The organism is bacterium, assembly GCA_040755755.1.
Taxonomy (GTDB): Bacteria; SZUA-182; SZUA-182; order DTGQ01; family DTGQ01; genus DTGQ01.
Genome location: JBFLZW010000083.1, coordinates 24,001 through 44,740 on the forward strand (window position 1 = coordinate 24,001; position 20,740 = coordinate 44,740).

General features: G+C 47.7%; 20 protein-coding genes. 19 read left to right on the top strand and 1 reads right to left on the bottom strand.

Annotation, left to right across the window (positions count from 1 at the left end; genetic code table 11):
* The first annotated feature begins 17 nt into the window (after positions 1-17).
* The 4 genes from AB1611_21430 to AB1611_21445 all read left to right on the top strand — a co-directional run bounded on the left by AB1611_21430 (position 18) and on the right by AB1611_21445 (position 5,335).
* Complete coding sequence (locus AB1611_21430; GenBank protein MEW6382146.1) at positions 18-851, top strand: methyltransferase domain-containing protein; 834 nt, start codon at positions 18-20, stop codon at positions 849-851.
* Between the two features lie 420 nt (positions 852-1,271).
* Positions 1,272-2,480 carry a polysaccharide deacetylase family protein gene (locus AB1611_21435; GenBank protein MEW6382147.1) on the top strand — a complete coding sequence of 403 codons (1,209 nt, stop codon included), beginning with the start codon at positions 1,272-1,274 and terminating at the stop codon, positions 2,478-2,480.
* 105 nt (positions 2,481-2,585) lie between these two features.
* The gene (locus AB1611_21440) at positions 2,586-4,052 is read left to right on the top strand and encodes an MOP flippase family protein (protein ID MEW6382148.1); all 1,467 of its coding nucleotides are present in this window, start codon (positions 2,586-2,588) and stop codon (positions 4,050-4,052) included.
* A gap of 29 nt (positions 4,053-4,081) precedes the next feature.
* The gene (locus AB1611_21445; GenBank protein ID MEW6382149.1) at positions 4,082-5,335 is read left to right on the top strand and encodes a polysaccharide pyruvyl transferase family protein; all 1,254 of its coding nucleotides are present in this window, start codon (positions 4,082-4,084) and stop codon (positions 5,333-5,335) included.
* Between the two features lie 7 nt (positions 5,336-5,342).
* Here AB1611_21445 and AB1611_21450 read toward each other — a convergent pair whose 3' ends face one another.
* Positions 5,343-5,906: a hypothetical protein gene (locus AB1611_21450; protein ID MEW6382150.1), complete on the bottom strand. Its 564-nt coding sequence runs from the start codon at positions 5,904-5,906 to the stop codon at positions 5,343-5,345.
* A 40-nt stretch (positions 5,907-5,946) separates the two neighbouring features.
* On the opposite strand from AB1611_21450, the gene AB1611_21455 reads away from it, so the two are divergent.
* The 15 genes from AB1611_21455 to AB1611_21525 all read left to right on the top strand — a co-directional run bounded on the left by AB1611_21455 (position 5,947) and on the right by AB1611_21525 (position 20,705).
* Positions 5,947-6,753: a hypothetical protein gene (locus AB1611_21455; protein ID MEW6382151.1), complete on the top strand. Its 807-nt coding sequence runs from the start codon at positions 5,947-5,949 to the stop codon at positions 6,751-6,753.
* Complete coding sequence (locus tag AB1611_21460) at positions 6,750-7,997, top strand: glycosyltransferase family 4 protein (protein MEW6382152.1); 1,248 nt, start codon at positions 6,750-6,752, stop codon at positions 7,995-7,997. The genes AB1611_21455 and AB1611_21460 overlap by 4 nt, the downstream gene beginning before the upstream one ends.
* A gap of 48 nt (positions 7,998-8,045) precedes the next feature.
* Entirely contained in the window at positions 8,046-8,618 is a 573-nt protein-coding gene (locus tag AB1611_21465) for a hypothetical protein (GenBank protein MEW6382153.1), read from the top strand.
* A 38-nt stretch (positions 8,619-8,656) separates the two neighbouring features.
* The gene (locus AB1611_21470; GenBank protein MEW6382154.1) at positions 8,657-9,652 is read left to right on the top strand and encodes a radical SAM protein; all 996 of its coding nucleotides are present in this window, start codon (positions 8,657-8,659) and stop codon (positions 9,650-9,652) included.
* Positions 9,649-10,779 carry a glycosyltransferase family 4 protein gene (locus tag AB1611_21475; protein MEW6382155.1) on the top strand — a complete coding sequence of 377 codons (1,131 nt, stop codon included), beginning with the start codon at positions 9,649-9,651 and terminating at the stop codon, positions 10,777-10,779. The genes AB1611_21470 and AB1611_21475 overlap by 4 nt, the downstream gene beginning before the upstream one ends.
* A complete protein-coding gene (locus AB1611_21480) occupies positions 10,776-11,735 on the top strand; it encodes an acyltransferase family protein (protein MEW6382156.1) in 960 nt (319 codons plus the stop codon). The genes AB1611_21475 and AB1611_21480 overlap by 4 nt, the downstream gene beginning before the upstream one ends.
* A 58-nt stretch (positions 11,736-11,793) precedes the next feature.
* Positions 11,794-13,350, top strand: coding sequence for a sugar transferase (locus AB1611_21485; GenBank protein MEW6382157.1), 1,557 nt, complete (start codon positions 11,794-11,796; stop codon positions 13,348-13,350).
* Positions 13,304-14,434, top strand: coding sequence for a DegT/DnrJ/EryC1/StrS family aminotransferase (locus tag AB1611_21490; protein MEW6382158.1), 1,131 nt, complete (start codon positions 13,304-13,306; stop codon positions 14,432-14,434). The genes AB1611_21485 and AB1611_21490 overlap by 47 nt, the downstream gene beginning before the upstream one ends.
* 10 nt (positions 14,435-14,444) lie before the next feature.
* The gene (locus AB1611_21495; GenBank protein MEW6382159.1) at positions 14,445-15,407 is read left to right on the top strand and encodes a Gfo/Idh/MocA family oxidoreductase; all 963 of its coding nucleotides are present in this window, start codon (positions 14,445-14,447) and stop codon (positions 15,405-15,407) included.
* Complete coding sequence (locus tag AB1611_21500; GenBank protein MEW6382160.1) at positions 15,404-15,994, top strand: DapH/DapD/GlmU-related protein; 591 nt, start codon at positions 15,404-15,406, stop codon at positions 15,992-15,994. The genes AB1611_21495 and AB1611_21500 overlap by 4 nt, the downstream gene beginning before the upstream one ends.
* Before the next feature lie 32 nt (positions 15,995-16,026).
* Entirely contained in the window at positions 16,027-17,097 is a 1,071-nt protein-coding gene (locus AB1611_21505) for a galactokinase (GenBank protein MEW6382161.1), read from the top strand.
* Between the two features lie 14 nt (positions 17,098-17,111).
* Entirely contained in the window at positions 17,112-17,939 is an 828-nt protein-coding gene (locus AB1611_21510; protein ID MEW6382162.1) for an SDR family oxidoreductase, read from the top strand.
* A gap of 43 nt (positions 17,940-17,982) precedes the next feature.
* Positions 17,983-18,984 (top strand): Gfo/Idh/MocA family oxidoreductase, encoded by a 1,002-nt coding sequence (locus AB1611_21515; protein ID MEW6382163.1) that lies wholly within the window; start codon positions 17,983-17,985, stop codon positions 18,982-18,984.
* Between the two features lie 63 nt (positions 18,985-19,047).
* Positions 19,048-19,989, top strand: a complete 942-nt coding sequence (locus tag AB1611_21520; GenBank protein MEW6382164.1) for an NAD-dependent epimerase/dehydratase family protein — start codon at positions 19,048-19,050, stop codon at positions 19,987-19,989.
* Positions 19,986-20,705, top strand: coding sequence for a nucleotidyltransferase family protein (locus tag AB1611_21525; GenBank protein MEW6382165.1), 720 nt, complete (start codon positions 19,986-19,988; stop codon positions 20,703-20,705). Before AB1611_21520 ends, AB1611_21525 begins: the two co-directional genes overlap by 4 nt.
* The last annotated feature ends 35 nt before the right edge of the window (positions 20,706-20,740 follow it).

Here is a 20,740-nt window from a genome sequence, read left to right on the forward strand (position 1 = left end):
AGCCACGGGAGTATATCATGAGTAGCCTGAAAAGTACCGAGTTACTTGCCTTTCTTGTATGTCCCCTGTGCAAAAGAGATTTAGCTGAATTCGGCAGTAAATTGAAGTGTACGTATTGTGCCAGGGAATATGGAATTAGAAACGGTATACCCTTGCTGTATCCTGATACGATAGATTTTGAACACTTACGAGAAGAAGAAAACCTGGCAAAGATGATGAAAAATCTATCGTTCAGTAAAAAAGATCAGACCAGTTTGATACAGTGGGAAAAATCTAAACAGGAATTTTGGGATATGGTGCAAGGTAATATAGGACAGCCTCCCAAAGCTTTTATTAATATCGGATGTGGTTATGATAACTCTTTTAGTATTTTAGAAAAAAATGGATATATGTTCATTAACTTCGATATCGTTTACGATATGCTCTATGACCTCCAAACTCAACATGGGTCAAAATTCTGTGTTGCCGGAGATATTAATTACCTGCCCTTTCGGAAACATTCCTTTGATTATGTTGTTTCCATCGATGTCATACACCATGAATATGATAAAGCAGAGGCTTTACTCAGGTCCTTTCATGAGCTACTAAAACCCGGCGGCATTCTATTCCTGGAAGATCCAAATGCCTGGGGTATGTTTCAATTTATAAAATCAGCATTTCTTCCCAGACCCCTATACAGGTCTTTGCGATCTTGGTACCACAAATTAAAAAATCCTCATAAAAAACCGGCAGATTATGAATATGCCTTAAGCATATGGGCTGCCAGGAGGATGTTGAAAGATTTAAGCTTCACAAATATAACAGCTTATTCAAACAATGCCTATCCCGAATGGCTCTTACATAAGAATTAGTAATTTTCCCGCAGAGACGCTGAGACGCAGAGGATATCATTGAAAAGTAAAAGTAAAATAAGTTCCTCCTTGTGCTTTTTTACTTTTTGCTTGCTTCCATGCCGTTGACACATCGGGATATCCCGACTTTCATCAGGCCCTTGCCGGATTGGTTGCTCTCTGCGCCTCTGCGTCTCTGCGGGAGATCGTTTTCCCCTGTGCGCTTTGTGTTCTCTCTATATTATAAGCTTAGCTTATGTAAGTGCCATTCTGCCTATCCCTGCATAGGACCTTTCGGCTTACGGGTGTATAAAATGGCTGACAGAATTGAATGGATAAAAAAATACCACAACTACCATTACATGCTCAGTGCAGTGAAAGAAACGGAGTAATTGATCAACCTGTCCATGAACCTGGAAAGGAGAAGAAGGAGATATATTCATGCCGCGATCTTTGTTACCGCAGGATTACACTGTCAATGGTGGAGTTCTGTTCGAAGATTTTGAAAATTTCGGTGAATGGACCCCAATAGGATCAGGGGGAACCCTCGAGGCAAACCTGAATCAGCATCGAACCGGCACCCAGTCACTGAAATTGAACGTAACGACAACTGGATCATGGATCATGGCTCGAAAGATTTTTCCCTCAGCAACGGATTTCCGAAGCGCAAGCAGCAGGATGCATTTCTGGTTTTACTGTCATACCGATCCATCAGTAACCCTGCAGGAAGTCCTGGTTCAGTTTACCTCTACATCTGACCTCAGCAAAAGTTTCAACTTATCGCTCTGCTCATCAGATTTACATACCGGCTGGAACCACCTTGTTGTCCCACGGGATAGATGGCTTAACGTCAATAATGAATCCTGGGCTGCGATCATCAGGATGTATTTCAAACTGGTTGCCAAATCCGGTCAGACAGTCAGCATTTCCGTTGATGAGCTCCGCCATTCTACCGAGCAGTTACCCCGCTGTGTTATCAGTTTCGATGATGGACACCTCTCAGCCTATACCGAAGGGTACAGCTATATGAATTCAAGAGGAGTGCGGGGAACGATGTATATCATACCCGCGATGGTTGGCAGTGAAAATTATATGACCCTCGAGCACCTTGATATCATGAATGCGGCAGGATGGGCTTTAGCTAATCATTCCTATAATCACCCTGGAGCTCCTCTCTATCTGACTGGATTATCTCAATCGCAAATAGAGAATGAAATTCAGCAGTGCACTGCCTGGCTTATCAACCACGGGTATTTGCGGGCAGCTTATCATGTAGCCTATCCCGGAGGAGCATGGAACAGTGATGTTTTTGCTGCTCTCAATGCTACAGGGATGCTGACGGGAAGAACAACATGGGCCATACTTCAATATATTCCGGTGGATGATTTTAAACTTTTAAAGAGTAAGTCTCTTGACATCGGGACAACCCTGGCAGCAGCCAAGGATTGGCTCGATAAAGCGATTACTCAGCAATCGACCGTATTTTTCCATGGTCACGTTCTCACTTCAACGGCTGGACTCAATGCCTGGGCAATTGCTGATTTTCAGGCATTAATTGATTATATTGTAGCCCGCAATATATCCTGCCTCACGATTGATGAATGGTATGAGGGACTGACCAATCCACGGTATAGATCATCCGCGCTCTAATCCAGAGGAGTCAGGAGTCAGAATAAGCAATCATCCTCTCCTGACTCCTGACTCCTGACTCCTGACTCCTGAATAAAAGTATAATACTCACCCGTCGTTAGCATAATGTCTCTCAGACAATCTGCCATCCTTGGCGTCAAGTGGGAAAGTTTTTCTAAAGCCACGGTTATTGGCATTGAATTCCTTCGGCTGGCTGTTCTTACCCGCATGTTGAGCCCGGCAGACTTTGGCCTGAAGACCATGATCATGGTTGCCATCGGGTTTGCTCAATCCTTCGAAGACTTGGGTATCAGTAACGCTGTTATCTACCGCCAGGATGTAACCCATCATCATCTCTCCAGCATTTACTGGCTCAACCTGATAGCCGGAATAGCTCTGTTTATCTTTGTCTGGGCGGCCACGCCACTGCTGGTCCTGCTGTTCAACGAACCGCGGCTGGCGGTTTTATTACCGTGGGAGGCGCTGGTCTTTATCATTACTCCTCTTGGACGGCAATTCCAGACCTTGATGCAAAAAGAGTTGCAATTCGATCGCCTGGCCAAGGTCGAACTGGCCTCAGCTATCGTGAGTGCTGTGGTGGCAATTTTCTTAGCCAGATTCGGTTGCGGGGTATTTTCGCTCATCTGGGGGGAAATATCCCTGGCTGCTTCAAAGGCAGTGCTGTCAGCCTGGCTCTCCTGGAATATCTGGCGGCCAGAGCTTCACTTTCAGAGGAGTGATTTACAGGGCTATCTCAGCTTTGGCATCTACCAGATGGGAGAGCGGGGCATGGATTACCTTTCGGTTAATGCGGATTATCTGGTGGTCGGACGATTCCTGGGGTCTAAGATCCTGGGAACCTACATGCTGGCTTACCGGCTGGTGGCTCTGCCTATTGCCAAAATCAACCCGATTGTAACCAGCGTGGCTTTCCCGGTCTTTGCCAGGAAGCAGTCGGATAATGCCACCCTGCGCCGTGGATACCTTGAAATGATCAAGTTACTTGCTCTTACTGTCTTCCCGATTCTCATCGGCCTCGGGATAGCAGCACCGCTTGTTGTACCGTTGTTTTTCGGTGCGGGCTGGGCAGCGGCAATCCCTCTTGTTCAGATCATGGTTCTCCTCGGAATTTTGAAGACCATGATGAATCCGTCAATATCAATACTCTGGGCCAAGGGACGAACGGATATCGGATTTCTGTGGTACGCCTCCGTGGCTCTTATCAACGTCATGGTATTTTGGTCTGTTGTTCAATACCAGGGGGCTTATGGGGTGGCCTGGAGTCAGGTCATCCTTTATATCGCCTACTTCATATTTTTCGGATCAGTTGTTTTACGATTCGTCATCGGGCTTACCTGGTCAGAGTATCTCCTGGCCATAGCCTGGCCAGCAATAATGAGCATGATTATGGGAGGAATTGTTCTCGCCGCTTATGTCTTCCTGGCCAGACTGCCTATTGACAAGCCTTGCTTTTTGCTTGGCCTTACCATAACAGGAGCGATCGCCTACGGGCCGGCAGTAATCATGCTGGAACGTAAATTTTTACTCGAGATATGGAGTCTTATAATCAAAAAGAAACAGGTTACTGCTTGACGGGTTATGAATCAAGGGAGTACGACACTATGAACATCCTGATCATTGAGGCTTATACCGATGCTAACGTTGGATCTTCGGCCCTGGTAGAAAATTCCATCAGGATCTGTCAGATGAGGTTTCCCGGCAGCAAGATTCAGGTTATGGCCCATCATCCCCAATCCCTGGAGAATATGCATGGCTGTAAGGCTGTTCAAGATGTCTATGATTACCCCTTGCTTCAACCCAGAGGGAAGCAGGTAATCTGGCTTATCAGGCAGTTAATCTGTATGGCTTTGGCCTGGAAGATGGCAAAAAAACGGGAATGTACATTGAGGGTTCCCGGTAAAATTCCCCAGTGGAACCTGGAAAGCTTTTTCTGGGCTGACCTGATTATCAGTATTGGTGCTGAAAGATTAAATGACAAGTTTTATAAGGGCATTCCCTTTTCCGTGTTTACCTATCTGCTGTGCAAGCGCATGGGTAAAAGGGTGGTGCTGTTCCCTCAGACCATCGGGCCATTTTTTTTCATCTGGTCCAGGATAATCATAATCAAGGCTCTTCGGGCGGTGGACCAGATTTATGTGCGCGATGAAGAGTCCTATCGAATTGTGACCGGACAGCTCGGTATTGACTCAGCTAAAGTGATCCGTTCACCGGATATGGCGATACTCCAGACACCGATTCAACCGGCCAGGGCAAGAAAATTAATAAGCCTGAAGTCTGAGGAGAAAGTGGTAGGCATCTCGGCCCTTCGCTGGAACTATTTCAAAAACAAGGCAGAAACTCCTTATGCCAGTTATCAATCGTATCGGCGGGAAATGGCTCACCTCGCGGATGAGCTGATTGACAGATACCGGATCAGGATCATATTTTTCCCCACCAACTTTCAAGTTCACGGCTGCCGGGAGGATGACGTCAAGACTGCCGAAGAGATCTATCATCTGATGCTCCATAAAGAAAGGGCCATGATTATCCGCAGGCTTCCCTCACCGGCCGAACTCCAGGGAATGCTGGGATGCTGTGAAATAAATATTACCACCCGGATGCATGCCTGCATTCTTTCCACCTGTGCCTATGTACCGACTATTTCCGTAAATTACCTCTTTAAGATCAAAGAGTATATGGAATCGCTGGGCTTGGGTGCTTTCTCCATCGATATTGAGGACTTTCACGCAGAGGCAGTGCTCCCTCTGTTTGATCGGTTATGGGGAGAGAGGGAGTCCTGGCGGCGGCACCTTACGGCTGCTGTAGCCCATAAGCGCAGCCTGCTGATGCAGGCGATGGAAGCTCTCGAAGCCTGAGACAACTTCACAGGATGCGGAAAGCTTGAGTCGTGTCAATCAATATAGTTAGCCTTACTTTCCTCCTGAACGCTCTCCTGATCGGCTTTATTGGACTCATTCTCCTGGTAAAATACTGGGAATGGCTTCCGGTAATCCTCTTACCCCTCATATGGTATCTGCCGGGTTTGACCACTCCGGGGGGACTGCTGGAACGCGTTCGAATTGTCCGATGGTTCATTGTCCTGGTTATTCCTTTCCTGGTATTGATCCAGGCAGGTAAAAATATCGTGTCAAGGAAGCCCCTGAGGGTGCCGGTAATTAAAGAGCCCTTGCTTGCACTGATAGTACTCGCAGTATTGTCTGCATTGATAAACGCCAGCGGCTTTCTGAATCTGATGGCATATTTTACGACGTGCCTGCCATATCCTCTGCTCTTCATCATCTTAGTGAATATGAGTCTATCAGATACTATTGTTATCTGGTTTACGGGAATCTTTCTTTTCCTTGCATTTATCCAGGTCCCCGAAATTATTTCACGATATCTGATTTTTGGTATTATTGGGGACAGGATTTCTCTGACCCTTGGCATCTATGGCCATTATAATATAGGTATCTTTTCCATTTATGCAGTGGCATTGATCGTTGCCCACGCTCTTACTACCAGAATCAGAGTCTTCCATCTCATCGCCTGCATGCTCCTCCTGATTTGTTCCCTTATCGGTGAAATCAAGGCAATGGTTATCATGGTGCCGGTAATAATCACTGCCGTAGTCCTGGCACATTTGTACAAGCAGTCTTCCCAGGGCAGTGACATCGGTGGACATGTGAGTAAATTGCTGATTGGTATTCTTGTCATCCTTCTTATACTTCCTGTCTACCAGAACTGGGGAAAGGTTCAAAAAGGCAATCAGGATACCTTAACGGTCTTCTATCACCATGCATTACAACTTACTTCAGGAAATCAGTCATTAACAAGAAAAGATATCTACAAAGTTAACAGAATCGGCATCCTGGTGCAGGTTTGGGATGTGGTAAAGCATAGGTTGCTGAATTTAATGTTCGGATTCGGACCCGGCAGCAGCCTGGGAGGGCAGTTTTTCAACTCCCCGGGCAGGTTTCTTTCTCTCCTGAAGCTGCCGAAATGGATGGTGCTGCCTCAAATTCCTTCAACCGTGGGGGATATCGGTATCATCGGTCTATTGATTCACTTGTGGATTTTTGTCCGCCTTTTTCAATCCCTGCTCGCAGCTCATCTGAAAGCCGAGAGCGTGCTCCATAAGACACTGTTTGCCGCTTTATTTGGAATCTGGGTATTTTATGCAGTACTCGGGCCTCTCTATAATATCGTGTGGAGGAGTGATATCGCCTCATATATTTTCTATTTTTACATGGCTGTCGCCTGCACCCGAGCAAGCCAAAATACTCCCCTGCCATGAAGATACTTTTTGCCAATACAAGGCACTTTTCGGGTGGAGGGGACAGCACTTACACCTTCAATCTGGCACAGTTATTAAGGGAGAGAGGGCATGAGGTGGCTTTCTTCGCCATGCAGGACCCCAGGAATGTTGCGGATATCAATAGTGACCTTTTTGTCAGTTACATCGACTTCAAGGAGCTTAACCGGAAAAAGAATCTGTACAATGGCCTCAGAACATTAGGCCGTGTCATTTACTCCCGTGAGGCACGAAAGAATTTCAGCCGAATTCTTGATCGCGTCCAGCCAGACGTGGTGCATGTACAAAATATCCATGCCCATATTACTCCATCGATTATTTTTGAAGCCGGACAGCGGAAAATACCGGTGGTTTGGACCCTGCATGACTACAAAATGATTTGTCCAAATACCCATTTTCGGATAGATGCTACCAATGAGATATGTGAAGCCTGCGGGAAGAGTGCATTTTTTCATGCTGTGGTGAAAAGGTGTAAAAAGAGATCTTTTTTGGCCAGCAGCATGGCGGCCATTGAGGCTTATATTCATCGGCTCATGAGAGTGCAAGCGAAAGTGGATTACTTTCTCTCACCGAGTGCCTTTCTCCGAAATAAACTCATCGATCGGGGGATATCTCAGAGGAAAGTGAAGCATCTTCCCCTGTTCATACCGGATACGTCCTTTCATCATAATAAGGAAAAGGATGAAGGATACATCCTTTTCCTCGGAAGGCTCACTCCGCTCAAGGGGATATATCCTCTCCTGGCGGCATGCCAAAAAGCTCCGCAAGCGCATCTTGTTATAGCAGGCATGGTTGAGGAACCACTCGCGAGCCAGTTGCCGAAGCTGCTCTCCCCGAACGCTGAATACGTGGGTATGAAACAGGGAGAAGATCTGCATCGCCTGCTTGCCGGAGCACGGGCCGTAATTCTTCCTTCCCTGTGGTACGAGAACCAGCCGTTCAGTATTACCGAAGCCTTCGCAGCCGGGAAACCGGTCATTGCCTCGGACCTGGGAGGAATGACCGAACTGGTTAACAACAGCCAGGGCGGTATCCTGGTTTCTCCAGGTGATGTAGATGATTTGGCAGAAGCCATGCGATGGATCACTGCACATCCGAAAGAGGCACGTCAGATGGGGAAGAAGGCTCAGGAATATGCCTGTAATACTCATTCTTCAGACATACATTATCGGAAATTACTGCAAATCTATCAACAGACCATAGAAGAAAAGTATTCCACTGCTTAAGGATTACTCATTGTTGGTAATGAGTTATTGAGAGATAGGAGGGAGTTCATGTCTTCAGTAAGTTCACAGATAATTGGAATTAATGCAGGAGCATCAGAGGACATTGGTGCAAAAGCCGATGCCGCGGTAATTGACCCGACCGCAGCAGCAAGTATTATAGCGGCTCTCAAGGGATTGCTCAAACAGTTGCAGGGAACCGGCTCAGGCTATGCGCCGGTATCTTTATCTACCCAGCTTTCATCGGAATATGACACCATCGATGTTAGTCGTATGAGTAAAGGTGGAGTAGTTGTCGCTCATAATAGTATTACAGCTACAGCCACGAGCAGCGAGATTGATTGCCGCAGATTCAATACGGTCTCGGTGGAATGCTCGATAACTAACGTTTCTTCCGGCAACTGGCTTGTCGAAATCCTGGGTGATGCCATGTCTGGCGGGACCTTCGGGCTCTGTTATGCTCCCAGGGATGATGGCACATTTACTCAGATGAAAACTCCTGTGCTCACTGCGAATGGCAATTATACATACTATTTTCGTGGCATCCCTAATTATATAAAGATCAAGGCTACCAGAACCACTGATGGGACTCTCACCTGCAAGGTGACTCTCATGAATCTGTAATCTTACCATGCACTCATAAGAAGAGGTGATGAAAGGAAATGGAATGCGCCGTTATCACGACCTACCGGTGTAATGCCCGCTGCCAGATGTGTGACACCTGGCAAAACCCCACTTCGAGGAGCGAAGAGTTTGACCCGGCTATTTTGGAAAAGATCCCTCGCGGGATGGTCCGCCTCAATATTACCGGTGGGGAGCCGATGCTGAGAGATGATATTCTGGACATTGCACGCATTCTCGATAAAAAGACAGGTCGATTGGAGATCAGCACCAATGGCTATTTCACAGACCGTATCGTAAAAGTATGTGAGCAGTTCCCCAATATCACCATTCGGGTAAGCGTAGAGGGTTTGCCAAAATTGAACGATGAGCTGCGGGGAATCAAGAATGGTTTTGATCATGCCTTACGAACCATCCTGCGTTTAAAAGCCCTGGGGATACGGGACATCGGCTTTGGGGTGGTGATATCTGACCGCAATTGCTCCGACCTTCTGGAGCTGTATAACCTTTGCTCCAGTATGGGAATAGAGTTTGGTAATGCAACGATGCACAACTCCTTCTACTTTCACAAGTTTGATAATAAAATTCAGGATGTTGACACCGTAGTGGCCCAGATGCATCACTTCATCCGTGCGCTTCTCTTAAGTCGCAGGAGCAGCCTGCGCATGCGGATAAAGGACTGGGCACGTGCCTATCTGAATCTCGGGACATTGAGGTATATTGAAGGCAAAGCCAGGACCCTGTCGTGCGGAGCAGCTACGGATACTTTTTTCATAGACCCCTGGGGTATGATTATCGCCTGCAATGGTTCGGCTGAGCCGTGGATCATGGGTGATTTGAAAAAGCAATCATTCGACGAGATATGGCACAGCCCGCAGGCGGAAGAGGTACGACGGAGGGTACAGGAGTGCCAGCGCAACTGCTGGATGACAGGCACGGCAGTGCCAGCCATGCGAAGGAATATCTGGGTGCCGCTTGTGTGGATGCTTCAGAGCAAGGCGCGCCTTGCCCTGGGTAAAGAGGTGATATTTCAATGATCAAAATCGCTTTCATGGGGATCAAGGGTTTACCCTCCCGCGGTGGAGCGGAGCGGGTAGTCGAGCCCATCGTTCATGAGCTTGCAGGCAGGCAGAAGCTGACCGTCTACTGCAATATCCGGTATACTCCCCAGGGCACAAATATAGATGGAGTGAGGTTGATCCGTATTCCGACCCTGCCGGGAAAATACCTTCAGCCGGTGTCTTTTTTCATCCTTTCCGCCCTCCATGCCGTATTCAAGGGAGATTATGACCTGATTCATCTGCACAACGTTGAGGCCTGCTTCATTTTGCCATTACTGCGGATCAGATACCGGGTGATAGCCACTTCCCATGGCAGCCCCATTCGGGCTGCCAGGAGCAAATGGGGCCCTTTGGCCCGCACTCTGATGGGATTAACGGAGTATCCATATCTCCTCCTGCCCAATTGTGCTACCAGTGTCTCTCAGAGTGATGCCGAGTATTTTAAGCAACTCTACCGGCGAGAGGTATTCTATCTGCCGAACGGAATACAGCAACACCCGGTAAATCCGGAGATAGCCCGGCAAACCCTGGATGAGATGGGCTTAAGAGCCGGAGAATATATTCTCTTTGCTGCGGGCCGCATCGATCCTACCAAGGGGTGTCATCTGGTTCTCGATGCCTTTTACCAACTCAATCTGAATATAAGACTCGTTATTGTGGGTGATTTATCCCAGGTACCGCACTACAGCCAAAACCTTCAGCAGAAGGCCGATGGCCGAACAGTGTTTATCCCGCACATCGCCGAAAAGGAAAAGCTGTTTGGCATTGTCCGGCACTGCCGCCTGTTTGTCTTCCCCTCGCTTGTCGAGGCCATGTCAATGATGTTGTTGGAAGTGGCAGCTCTGGGAGTTCCCTTGATCTGTAGTGATATTCCTGAAAATAAAGATGTTCTCGATAAACATGCCCTCTATTTTCGATCCGGGAACACTCAGGATCTTGCCCAAAAGATGCGGTGGGCACTGGAGCATCCGGATGCCATGCTGAGCTTGGCTGCCAGAGCTCAAACGAGGGTCAAGAGCGTATATTCCCGGGAAAGAATGGTCGAGGAGTATGAATCATTGTACCTGAAAATTGCCAACTTGAATCCTTTGGAGATGGAATGAACGATACCGCTTTTTTAAAATTCATCGCCATAGCCCTCATATTAAATTCACATTGCGACCCCTTTTATCCAATCAAAGCGTTTGCAACCGGGGGCACGATAGGGCTCTCTCTCTTTTTTGGGCTCAGTTCATTTGGGCTATTATTGAGTGAACGGAAAAAACCAAGAGGTTTTCATGAATGGTATGGGAGAAGGATAAAAAGAATATACCCTTCTGTCTGGGTATTACTCATAATAGTATATTTACCAATTAAGGTCCTGACAGGCGGCTTGCGTGGAGCGGACACATTCAGTGTGTTTGGAATGTTTTTTTATCCTCCTTTTTGGTTTCTGCAATCTCTCATGATTTTTTATTTCCTGGGATTTTTTATAATTAAAAATTACCACAGAAAAAAGCTTCATTATTTTACCTTTGCATCAATGGCGCTCTATTTAATCGGCTACTTGTATTACCTTAATTTATCAGAATATTCAATTGAGAGTTTACCATTCAGGGCTATTTTCTATTTTTTAATTTTCTTATTCGGGATTTTCCTCGGAACAAAGAGCAATAAAATAATATTTTCAGGACCTTCTGATTTTCTGGCCTTGGTTTTTTTTATTTCACTCACGTATGTGCATAAATATCTCATGACAAAAAATAGTTTCATGTCACTGCAAATTATTCAACATCTCCTCATGTTTCCATCTTTATATTATTTTCTAAAATTAGCCAGATCGGACTTTGTTAATAACAGAATTATGCAGTTGCCGCCCATTTCAAATATCATTACCTATATCAGCAGCTTGACCCTTGAATTATTTATGGTCAATGTGACCATTAGCCCTGTAATTTGTACACTGAACCTGCCCTTTCCCATGAATGTAATTATATTCATGGTTCTTACCTTCGTAATGGCTGCTTTACTCCATTACGTATCCGCCTGTCTCTCTGAGTCTATCGTAAAATTCTCCTGAGATACCACCACAAAGATTGAAGTTTAAATTTAGATATATCATCGGTAAGAGAGGTATTATGATACTTTCCAAACATAAAATAAGCATGGCAGCTTTCGATATCATTCTCATCTTTGCAGGCTTCCATAGTGCTTTCTGGTTTGTCTTTGCTTCCGGCATCTGCGGCAGGCCACATTCATTTCCCCGGTATTATGCGCCCTCCCTGGTATTGATCAGCGCGATCTTTCTTACAATATTCCAACTGGAGGGCTTATATAAATATCAGGCCATTACGAATCCCATTCACCAGCTCCAATCGCTTTTAAAATGCTATCTCAAATGCCTGGCCGCCGTTATCCTGATCATCTTTTTCTTCAAAACCGGATACATCGCCGATAGTCGGCTGACGATTGGCCTGGGGTTTCTGATAAGCTTCCTTTTCATGGTTTTGGCTCGAGCCATAATTATACCGAAGCTTTTTTACTATCTGGTTACAACAGGCAGGATAAGAAAACGGGTACTCATTCTGGGAGCCGGGCAGCAGGGAAGCAGGGTCTGCACCTTCCTTGAGCATAATCCGAAAAATTATTTTCAGGTTGTTGGATTTGCTGACGATCATAAAAGAGCTGGCAGCCGGGTTTGCGGCAAGGAAGTTTTCGGTAACAGCTATGAGCTGGAAAACATCATTTCCAGCCGGAAGATCGAAGAAATCATCCTTGCCATCAATAACATCAGTAGGGGAGCATTGCTGGACCTGATCGATCGGTGCAAGAGAGCAGGACTGGTAATTCATGTAGTTTCAGACCTGTTCTCCAGGGTGACCGAGAAAATAGAGGCCGAGGAATTTGGCGGCCTCATGACATTCCGGATCGTTCCCCGCCAGACAGGTATTATTCACCGGCTAGCCAAACGGGCGGTTGACTTGATAGCATCCGCTGTTCTTTGCACCCTTCTTTCTCCCCTGTTTCTGATCATTGCCTTATTCATTAAATGGGATTCAGAGGGCCCGGTTTTCTATACAAGCAGGGTAGTCGGAAGGGGAGGAAAAACTTTTGTCTCCTATAAGTTCCGCAGCATGCTCAATCACCATGCGGATAACCGGGATGAGCAGCAAAAATATGAAGCAGGGAAAAATCGCCACCTCCAGTTCATGGAGAGTTTCATCCAGGGGAGGACCAATGGAGAATTTTTTGTCAAGGATGAATCCCGGATCACGAAGGTGGGCCGTTTTCTGCGAAAGCATTCACTGGATGAGCTGCCACAGCTTATCAACGTTTTTCGGGGAGAAATGAGCCTGGTGGGTCCCCGTTTTTGTTCAGTTGAAGAATATCAGTTTTATAAGCCGTGGCATAAGCGGCGGTTTCAGGTAAAACCCGGGATAACCGGACTGTGGCAGGTAAGGGGGCGAAGTGAAGTCAGTTATGACGACATGGTCATCCTGGATCTTTATTATATCCAGAATTGCTCATTTCTGTTCGACCTTGAGATTTTATTGAGAACCGTATCAGTGGTTTTTACAGGGAAAGGAAGCAGGGTATCAGGAGGAAATTCAAAAAATACAAAAATGAATGAAAGGGAGTTGACAACAGATGAAAGTACCTTTTGTGGATCTGCAGATTCAGTATCAAACCATTAAGCCTGAAATTGATGCCGCTGTTCAGGATGTTCTGGACAGTGCTGCCTTTATCATGGGCCCGAAGGTAGCGGAGTTCGAACAGGGTTTTGCCCGGCTTCACTCGGCAGCATATTGTATTGGAACCAGCTCAGGGACAGACTCTCTGCACCTTGCTCTTTGGGCGGCAGGCATCCAGTCAGGAGATGCCGTGATTATTCCGGTAAACACCTTTATTGCCACGGCAGAGGCGGTGAGCCTGTGCGGTGCGGAGCCGGTTTTTATCGACTGTGATGAATACTATAACCTTGATGTCTCAAAGCTGAAGCAGAAGCTGTCGGCGCTGAGAGCAAAGGAGTGGGCCAGGCTCAAGGGGATCATTCCGGTACATCTTTATGGCCAGCCGGCAGACATGGATGAAATTGCAGCCCTGGCCAGGGAGTATGACCTTGTGATGATCGAAGATTGCGCTCAGGCGCATTGTGCCCAATGGAACGGCAGGCCGGTTGGGACATTCGGCCTGGTTGGCTGTTTTTCCTTCTACCCCGGCAAGAACCTGGGAGCCTATGGTGAAGCAGGGGCGGTGATAACCAATGATCGCAGCCTCTATGAGGCCATGATGCTGATCCATGATCACGGCGCCAGGATCAGGTATCATCACCATGTGATCGGACATAACTACCGGATGGAGGGCATTCAGGGAGCAGTCCTTTCCGTCAAGCTGAACTATATCAATTCCTGGACCGAAAAGCGGCGGGAAAACGCGAACCTTTACGGTGAGTTGCTGAAAGACGTGGTGGAGGTTGCCATTCCAAAGATCAAGCCGGGCCGAACACATTCATTTCATCTTTATGTCGTCAGGGTAAAAGAGCGGGACGCTCTGATGAAATATTTAACTGATCACGGGATCAGTACTGGCCTGCATTACCCTGTTCCTCTTCACCTTCAAAAGGCCTATGCACATCTTGGATACCGGAGGGGCGATTTCCCGATGGCGGAAAAGATGGCCGGTGAGATTCTATCGCTGCCCATGTATCCGGAATTGACGAAGGAGCAGATTAATTATGTGGTGAACCAAATCAAGAACTTTTTCGGGAAGAGGCGGTGAAGACAAACTTATGTGCAAAGTAGCCGTGTTAGGCCTGGGGTGGTGGGGATCCAAGCTGTTGCGGAATGTACTCCATCATCCCGCAGTTGAAAGCGTGACAGGGGTTGACCCCTCTGCAGTTCGCCGTCAAGAAATTGCTGCAAATCTGAACGCTCCCGTGTTGGCTGATCCTGAAGAGATATTCCGGGATCCTTCAATCAGGGCCATAGTAATTGCCACTCCACCGAAAACCCATTTTGAGCTGGCCAAAAGTGCCCTGGCAGCCGGCAAAGATGTGCTGATAACCAAGCCTCCGACCAAAACCCTTGCGGAGCTTGAATACCTTACAGCTCTGGCCGGGCAAAACAGGTGCATCTTTATGATGGATTCCACCTTTGTCTACAGTGAGCCGGTCTGGAAAATCAGAGAGCTGCTCGAAAGTAATCTTTTTCCGGATATCGTATTCATTCAATCCCTGCGCTACGGAAATGACCTTCGTCTGCACCATGTAAGCCGTCTGCAGGAAACCATGCTGGATAATGGAATCAGTGTGGTCGAGGACCTTGTGTTCCATGATCTGGCTATTCTCAATTACCTGCTGCCAGGCACGAGGTTTCAGCCAAAAGCCGGTCACAAGGTCAATCTGCTCTCGAATACCCTCTGTGATACGGCCTTTATCCGGCTGGATACTGACAAATTCCCTGTTCATATCGGATTGAGCTGGACCTTGCCGGAGCGGCGGCGCGAACTGTTGATCTGTGATCGAAAGAAGCAATTGATATTTGATGATCTTGCAGCAGGTAGCAAGCTCAGGCTGTTCTGGATCGAAGAAAAGCGGGAAGATCTCATCGGGCATGGACATGAAGAGCCCCTTTTCCGGGTAATTGACCACTTCCTGCACTGCATCCAAACCAGAGGGACCCCGTTTACCGATGGAGTATATATGCTGAAAGTGATGCGCATCTTTCAATCGGTGCTGGAGCTGTTCCCATGAGCAGCAAACGAGAAGTGAATCCGCCTCCCTTCATTCACCAATTAGCCATAGTTGAAACCAAAAAGATTGGCTGCGGTACCCGTATCTGGGCATGGACCCACATTCAAGAGGATGTTGTGGTGGGAGAGTATTGTAATGTCGGAGAGCACTGTTTTTTGGAAAACGGCGTTTCGATAGGCAATCGGGTTGTGGTTAAGAATGGCATTTCCCTCTGGCAGGGAATCACCGTTGCGGACCAGGCTTTCATAGGGCCTCATGTTGTTTTTACCAATGAGCGGTTTCCACGCTCCGGCTTTCCCAAGCCGTATGAGGCCATTACCATTGAGCGGGGAGCAAGTATTGGCGCCGGTTCAGTTATTGTTCCCGGCATCCGGATAGGCTGTTATGCAACTATCGGTGCTGGTTCGGTAGTTACCCGCACGGTGGCCGACCATGCCCTGGTATTTGGAAATCCTGCCAGGCGACAGGGCTGGATGTGTATATGCGGTTTAAAGCTGAAAGTCAGTGATCCAATGGCCCCGACAACCTGTGAGTGCGGAAGGAAGTATGAAATATATCAAGAAACCTGCCGGCTGCTGGCTGGCTGAAATATAAACCTAAGTGTAAGGAGATTGGAGAGATGATAATTACCAGAACCCCATTCAGGATAACCCTGGGAGGAGGAGGAACGGATTTGCCTTCGTATTATACCCGATACGGAGGGTTTGTCTTTAGTGCTGCCATCAACAAGTATATGTTTATTAATTTAAACCGGCCGGTAGTAGATGATCTGGTCAGGGTAAAGTACGCCAAATCGGAAATTGTCAAGCACAGGGATGATCTCCAGCACGAGATTGCCAGGGCTGCCCTGAGCATGCTGGGCATTGAAAAGGCCATTGAAGTCATTTCATCAGCCGACATTCCTGATGGGACAGGGCTGGGATCATCGAGCTGTTACACCGTTGGCCTGCTGAACGCTATTCATGCATTAAAGCGTGATTATATCAGTCTTCCTGATCTGGCCGAGGAAGCCTGCTACCTCGAGATTGAGCAGTTAAAGAAACCTATCGGAAAGCAGGATCAATATATTGCCACCTTCGGGGGATTGACTGCCTTTGAGATTGCCAGGGATGGGAGAGTTACCGTGATGCGGGTTGATGTTCCTCCCAGCGTAGTGGACGACCTCAGGCGAAATATGTTGATGTTCTACACCGGCGTATCGCGGCAGAGTATGGATATCCTGAGTGAGCAGAATAAAGGGGCGCAAAACAGCAAAAAGACGGTACTGGACAGTCTTCACTATATCAAAGAAAGCGGATACCAGATCAAGGAGCTGATTGAAAAGGGGAACTTGACCGATTTTGGCCTGATGCTGGACAAGCACTGGGAACATAAGAAGAAAATGTCTTCCAAAATATCCAGCCTGGAATTTGACCGGATTTATCAGGTAGCCAAAGACTATGGGGCTCTTGGTGGAAAAATAACCGGTGCCGGAGGGGGAGGCTTTTTCCTGTTTTACATTGAGAAAGGCCATGACCAGTTACGAACGGCGATGCATATGATGGGGCTTCGGGAAATGCGGTTTAACTTTGAGTTTGAAGGATCAAAGATTCTCGTAAACCTGGTGAACAGTGAAAATGAATATCAGGGGCGTCACTTGTGGAGCATACCCCAGATTCAGAAGAGAATGTCGGTAATCCATGCAATTTAAGTTAAGGTAAGGCCATGAAACTCAAAGGGAAAATAGCCATTATCACTGGTGGGAGCCGCGGGATAGGAAAGGCTATCGCCAGGGCATTTCTGGCAGAGGGAGCTTTGGTAACTATTACCGGCCGGAATCAGGATGAATTAGCCAGGGCTGGTGAAGAGCTGTCAAGGGTTGGAGCTATCCGCAGCTTCCGCGCTGACATCAGGGAGGAGCAGGAAATACGGCAACTTGTTGCCGAGGTCCTGAACACCTTCGGCACGATCGATGTGCTGGTAAACAATGCGGGCATTCAGGGCCCTATCGGGAAATTCTGGGAAGTTGATTGTGAGGATTGGGCTGATAACATCAAAGTTAACCTTCTGGGGACTGTGCGATGCACCAGGAGTGTAGTGCCAATCATGATAGCCAAAAAAGCAGGCAAGATCATCAACCTGTCAGGTGGCGGCGCTGCTGCCTCAAGGCCCTGTTTTTCAGCCTATGGGGCAGGAAAAGCGGCTCTTGTCCGGTTCACCGAAATTCTGGCCGAGGAGGTCAGAGAGTATCACATCGACGTCAACGCTCTGGCCCCCGGGGCAGTGAATACAAGGATGCTGCACGAGATACTGGAGGCAGAAGCAAAGGCTGGTGAGAAAGAACTGAGGGACGCCAGAGAGAGGAGCGAAAAAGGGGGGACATCTCCTGAGCTGGCAGCGGCTTTGGCGGTTTTTTTAGCTTCATCTGCGTCTGATGGCCTGAGTGGACGTCTCATCAGCGCGGTTTGGGACAACTGGCAGCAGTTTAGCCCGGACCGGATTGCATCGATAATGTCGGGCAACTTATATACGCTGAGAAGGGTGAGTCAATGATCAATAACCACCGTGATGGAATACCGAGTCGGAGGAAATCACCATGAAGGTGGCCATTATAGGAGCAGGCTTAATAGGGAATAAGAGAGCTATGGCTATCGGGAAATCACCAGGGTGCAGGCTGGCGGCTGTTTGTGATGTTAATCCTGAGCGGGCAGGGAAACTGGCGCAAATGTATGGCGCGGATACCTACCAGAACTGGGAGGAGATGGGGCAGCGGGATGATATAGAGACGGTAGTCATTGCTACTGTCAATAAGTTTCTGGCTCCCATTGCCGTATTTTTCCTGGAGAGAGGAAAGCATGTCCTGTGTGAAAAGCCCCTGGGGAGGAATGCCCGGGAAGCTGGCTTAATGGTAGAGGCTGCCAGAAAGAGCGGGGTGAAGCTGAAGACCGGCTTCAATCACCGTCATCATCCGGGAATAGCCAGGGCACGGCAGCTTGTTGACGAGGGGCGGATTGGTGAAATCAGCTTCCTGCGGTGCAGGTACGGGCACGGAGGAAGGCCGGGGTATGATCGCGAATGGCGGGCGGATAAGAATTTGTGCGGTGGCGGTGAATTGCTGGATCAGGGGGTACATGTAGTCGATCTTTTCCGGTGGTTTGCCGGGGATTTTCATGAGGTTTTTGGCTATCTTCCCACCTTGTTCTGGAACATGCAGGTTGAGGATAATGCCTTTGCCCTGTTTAAGACAAAGACCGGACAGATTGCTTCTCTCCATACCAGTTGGACTCAATGGAAAAACATTTTCTCCTTTGAGGTATTTGGCCGTGACGGCTATGTGATTGTAGAGGGTTTGGGCGGAAGCTATGGTCCGGAAAGGCTGAAAGCAGGAAGACGAAGATCTGAGGGCGGAGCCCCGGAAGAGGAGACCATTGATTTTCCCGCCGAGGATATTTCCTGGGAAGAGGAGTGGAAGGAACTGGTACAGGCCATCAGGGAAAACCGTGAACCATTAGGGAGCGGGCAGGATGGATACGAGGCCAACCGAATGCTGGAAGCGGTGTATGATTCAGCCCGGCTTGGCAGACCGGTTGAGCTCTAGGCCATTGCCCCCCTATAAGATAGAGTGAAGTTATAAGACAATCATCACAAGGAATCAAGCATCATGAATAAAAAAATTGTCTTAGTTACCGGCTGTGCAGGCTTTATTGGCAGCAACCTCAGTAAATGCCTCTGTGACGAAGGGTATAAGGTAGTGGGCATTGATAATCTCTCTCACGGCACTATTGAGAATGTCGATCACCGGGTTATCTTTCATAAGAAAGATATTCGGGATCAGGAGATTTATTCATTATTTGAAGGAGTGGATACCGTATTTCACCTGGCTGCCAAAAACTGCCTGATTGACTGCCTGCGCAATCCCCTTGAGACGAGCGGAATTAATGTGTATGGAACAGTAAATGTTCTTGAAGGAGCCAGGAGAGCCAGGGTGAGAAAGTTTATCTACGCGGATACCTCGGCTGAATATGAGGGAGTACCTGATTTCCCCTCCACGGTAGAGAGGGTATGTCCTATCGGCACTTACGCAGTGAGCAAGAGGGGAGCCGCTCTTTTTTGCGAGAGTTACCGCAACCTCCATAGAATGAATATTACTACCTTGCGATATTTTAATGTTTACGGTCCTGCGCAGGATTGGCGGCGCGTAGTGCCTCCGGTAATGAGCTCTTTCATTATTAAAATGCTCAAGGGGGAAAGGCCGGTAATTTACGGAAATGGAGAAAAAAGGAGGGATTTTATCTACGTGGACGATGTCAACCAATTTCACCTTTTAGCTATGAATGATGAGAAATTACATGGCAAAACGTTCAATGTGGGCAGTGGCACGAACTATTCAATCAATGAAATTTTTTCTGCCATTGAAGGAATCCTGCAAACCGGTCTGACTCCAATCTATAAAGAGGATTTGCCGGGAGAGGCGCAAATCACTCTGGCGGATATCTCCCGGGAGAAGGAAATCGGCTGGGAGCCGCGAATAAGTCTGCAGGAAGGATTGAAAAGATCGATTGAGTATATCCAAAGAAGGGTACTTCAGGTGGATCTGTCATGAAAGGAATTGTTCTTTCTGCCGGTAAAGGAACACGGCTTGGCCAGTATACGCGAAATATCCCCAAGGTGATGCTGGAAATCGGGGGAAAGCCGGTACTGGAACACGGAATCCTGCTTCTGAAAAAGCATGGGATTGAGGAAATTTTCCTTAACCTCCACTACTGCCCGCAGGTGATTCAGGACTACTTTGGAGATGGCCGAAAGTGGGGAGTACATATCCGGTATCATTTTGAAGAGGGTCTTTTGGGAACAGCCGGAGCAGTAAAGGCTTTCGAAGAGCAGATAGGGTGGGGGGAAGAAGTTCTTGTCCTCTATGGAGATAACCTGACCAATTGCAACCTGACCGCTCTGAGGCGTTTTCACCGGGAAAAAAGAGGAATGCTGACCCTGTCCTTTATCGAGAGTGAGGATGTGCACAAAAGCGGGATTATCGCATTTAATGATAACCATCGGATAGTGAGAATGCTCGAAAAGCCAAAACCGGATGAGGTTTTCAGCCACTTCGTGAACGCGGGCGTGCTCGTGATGGAGCCTGCGGTGTTCGGCTTGATCCCGCAGGGTATATTTTATGACTTCGGCTATCATCTCCTTCCCAGGATGATTTCGGAGGGAATGGAGGTTTATGCTTACCCGATGGATGGATTTTTAATCTCTATAGATACACCGGAATATTATCACCAGGCTCAGGAGATTTTTCGGTTGGAAGCTGAAGAATAAGTGTTAACGTCGTCAGCACGGGCGCAAGAGGGGAA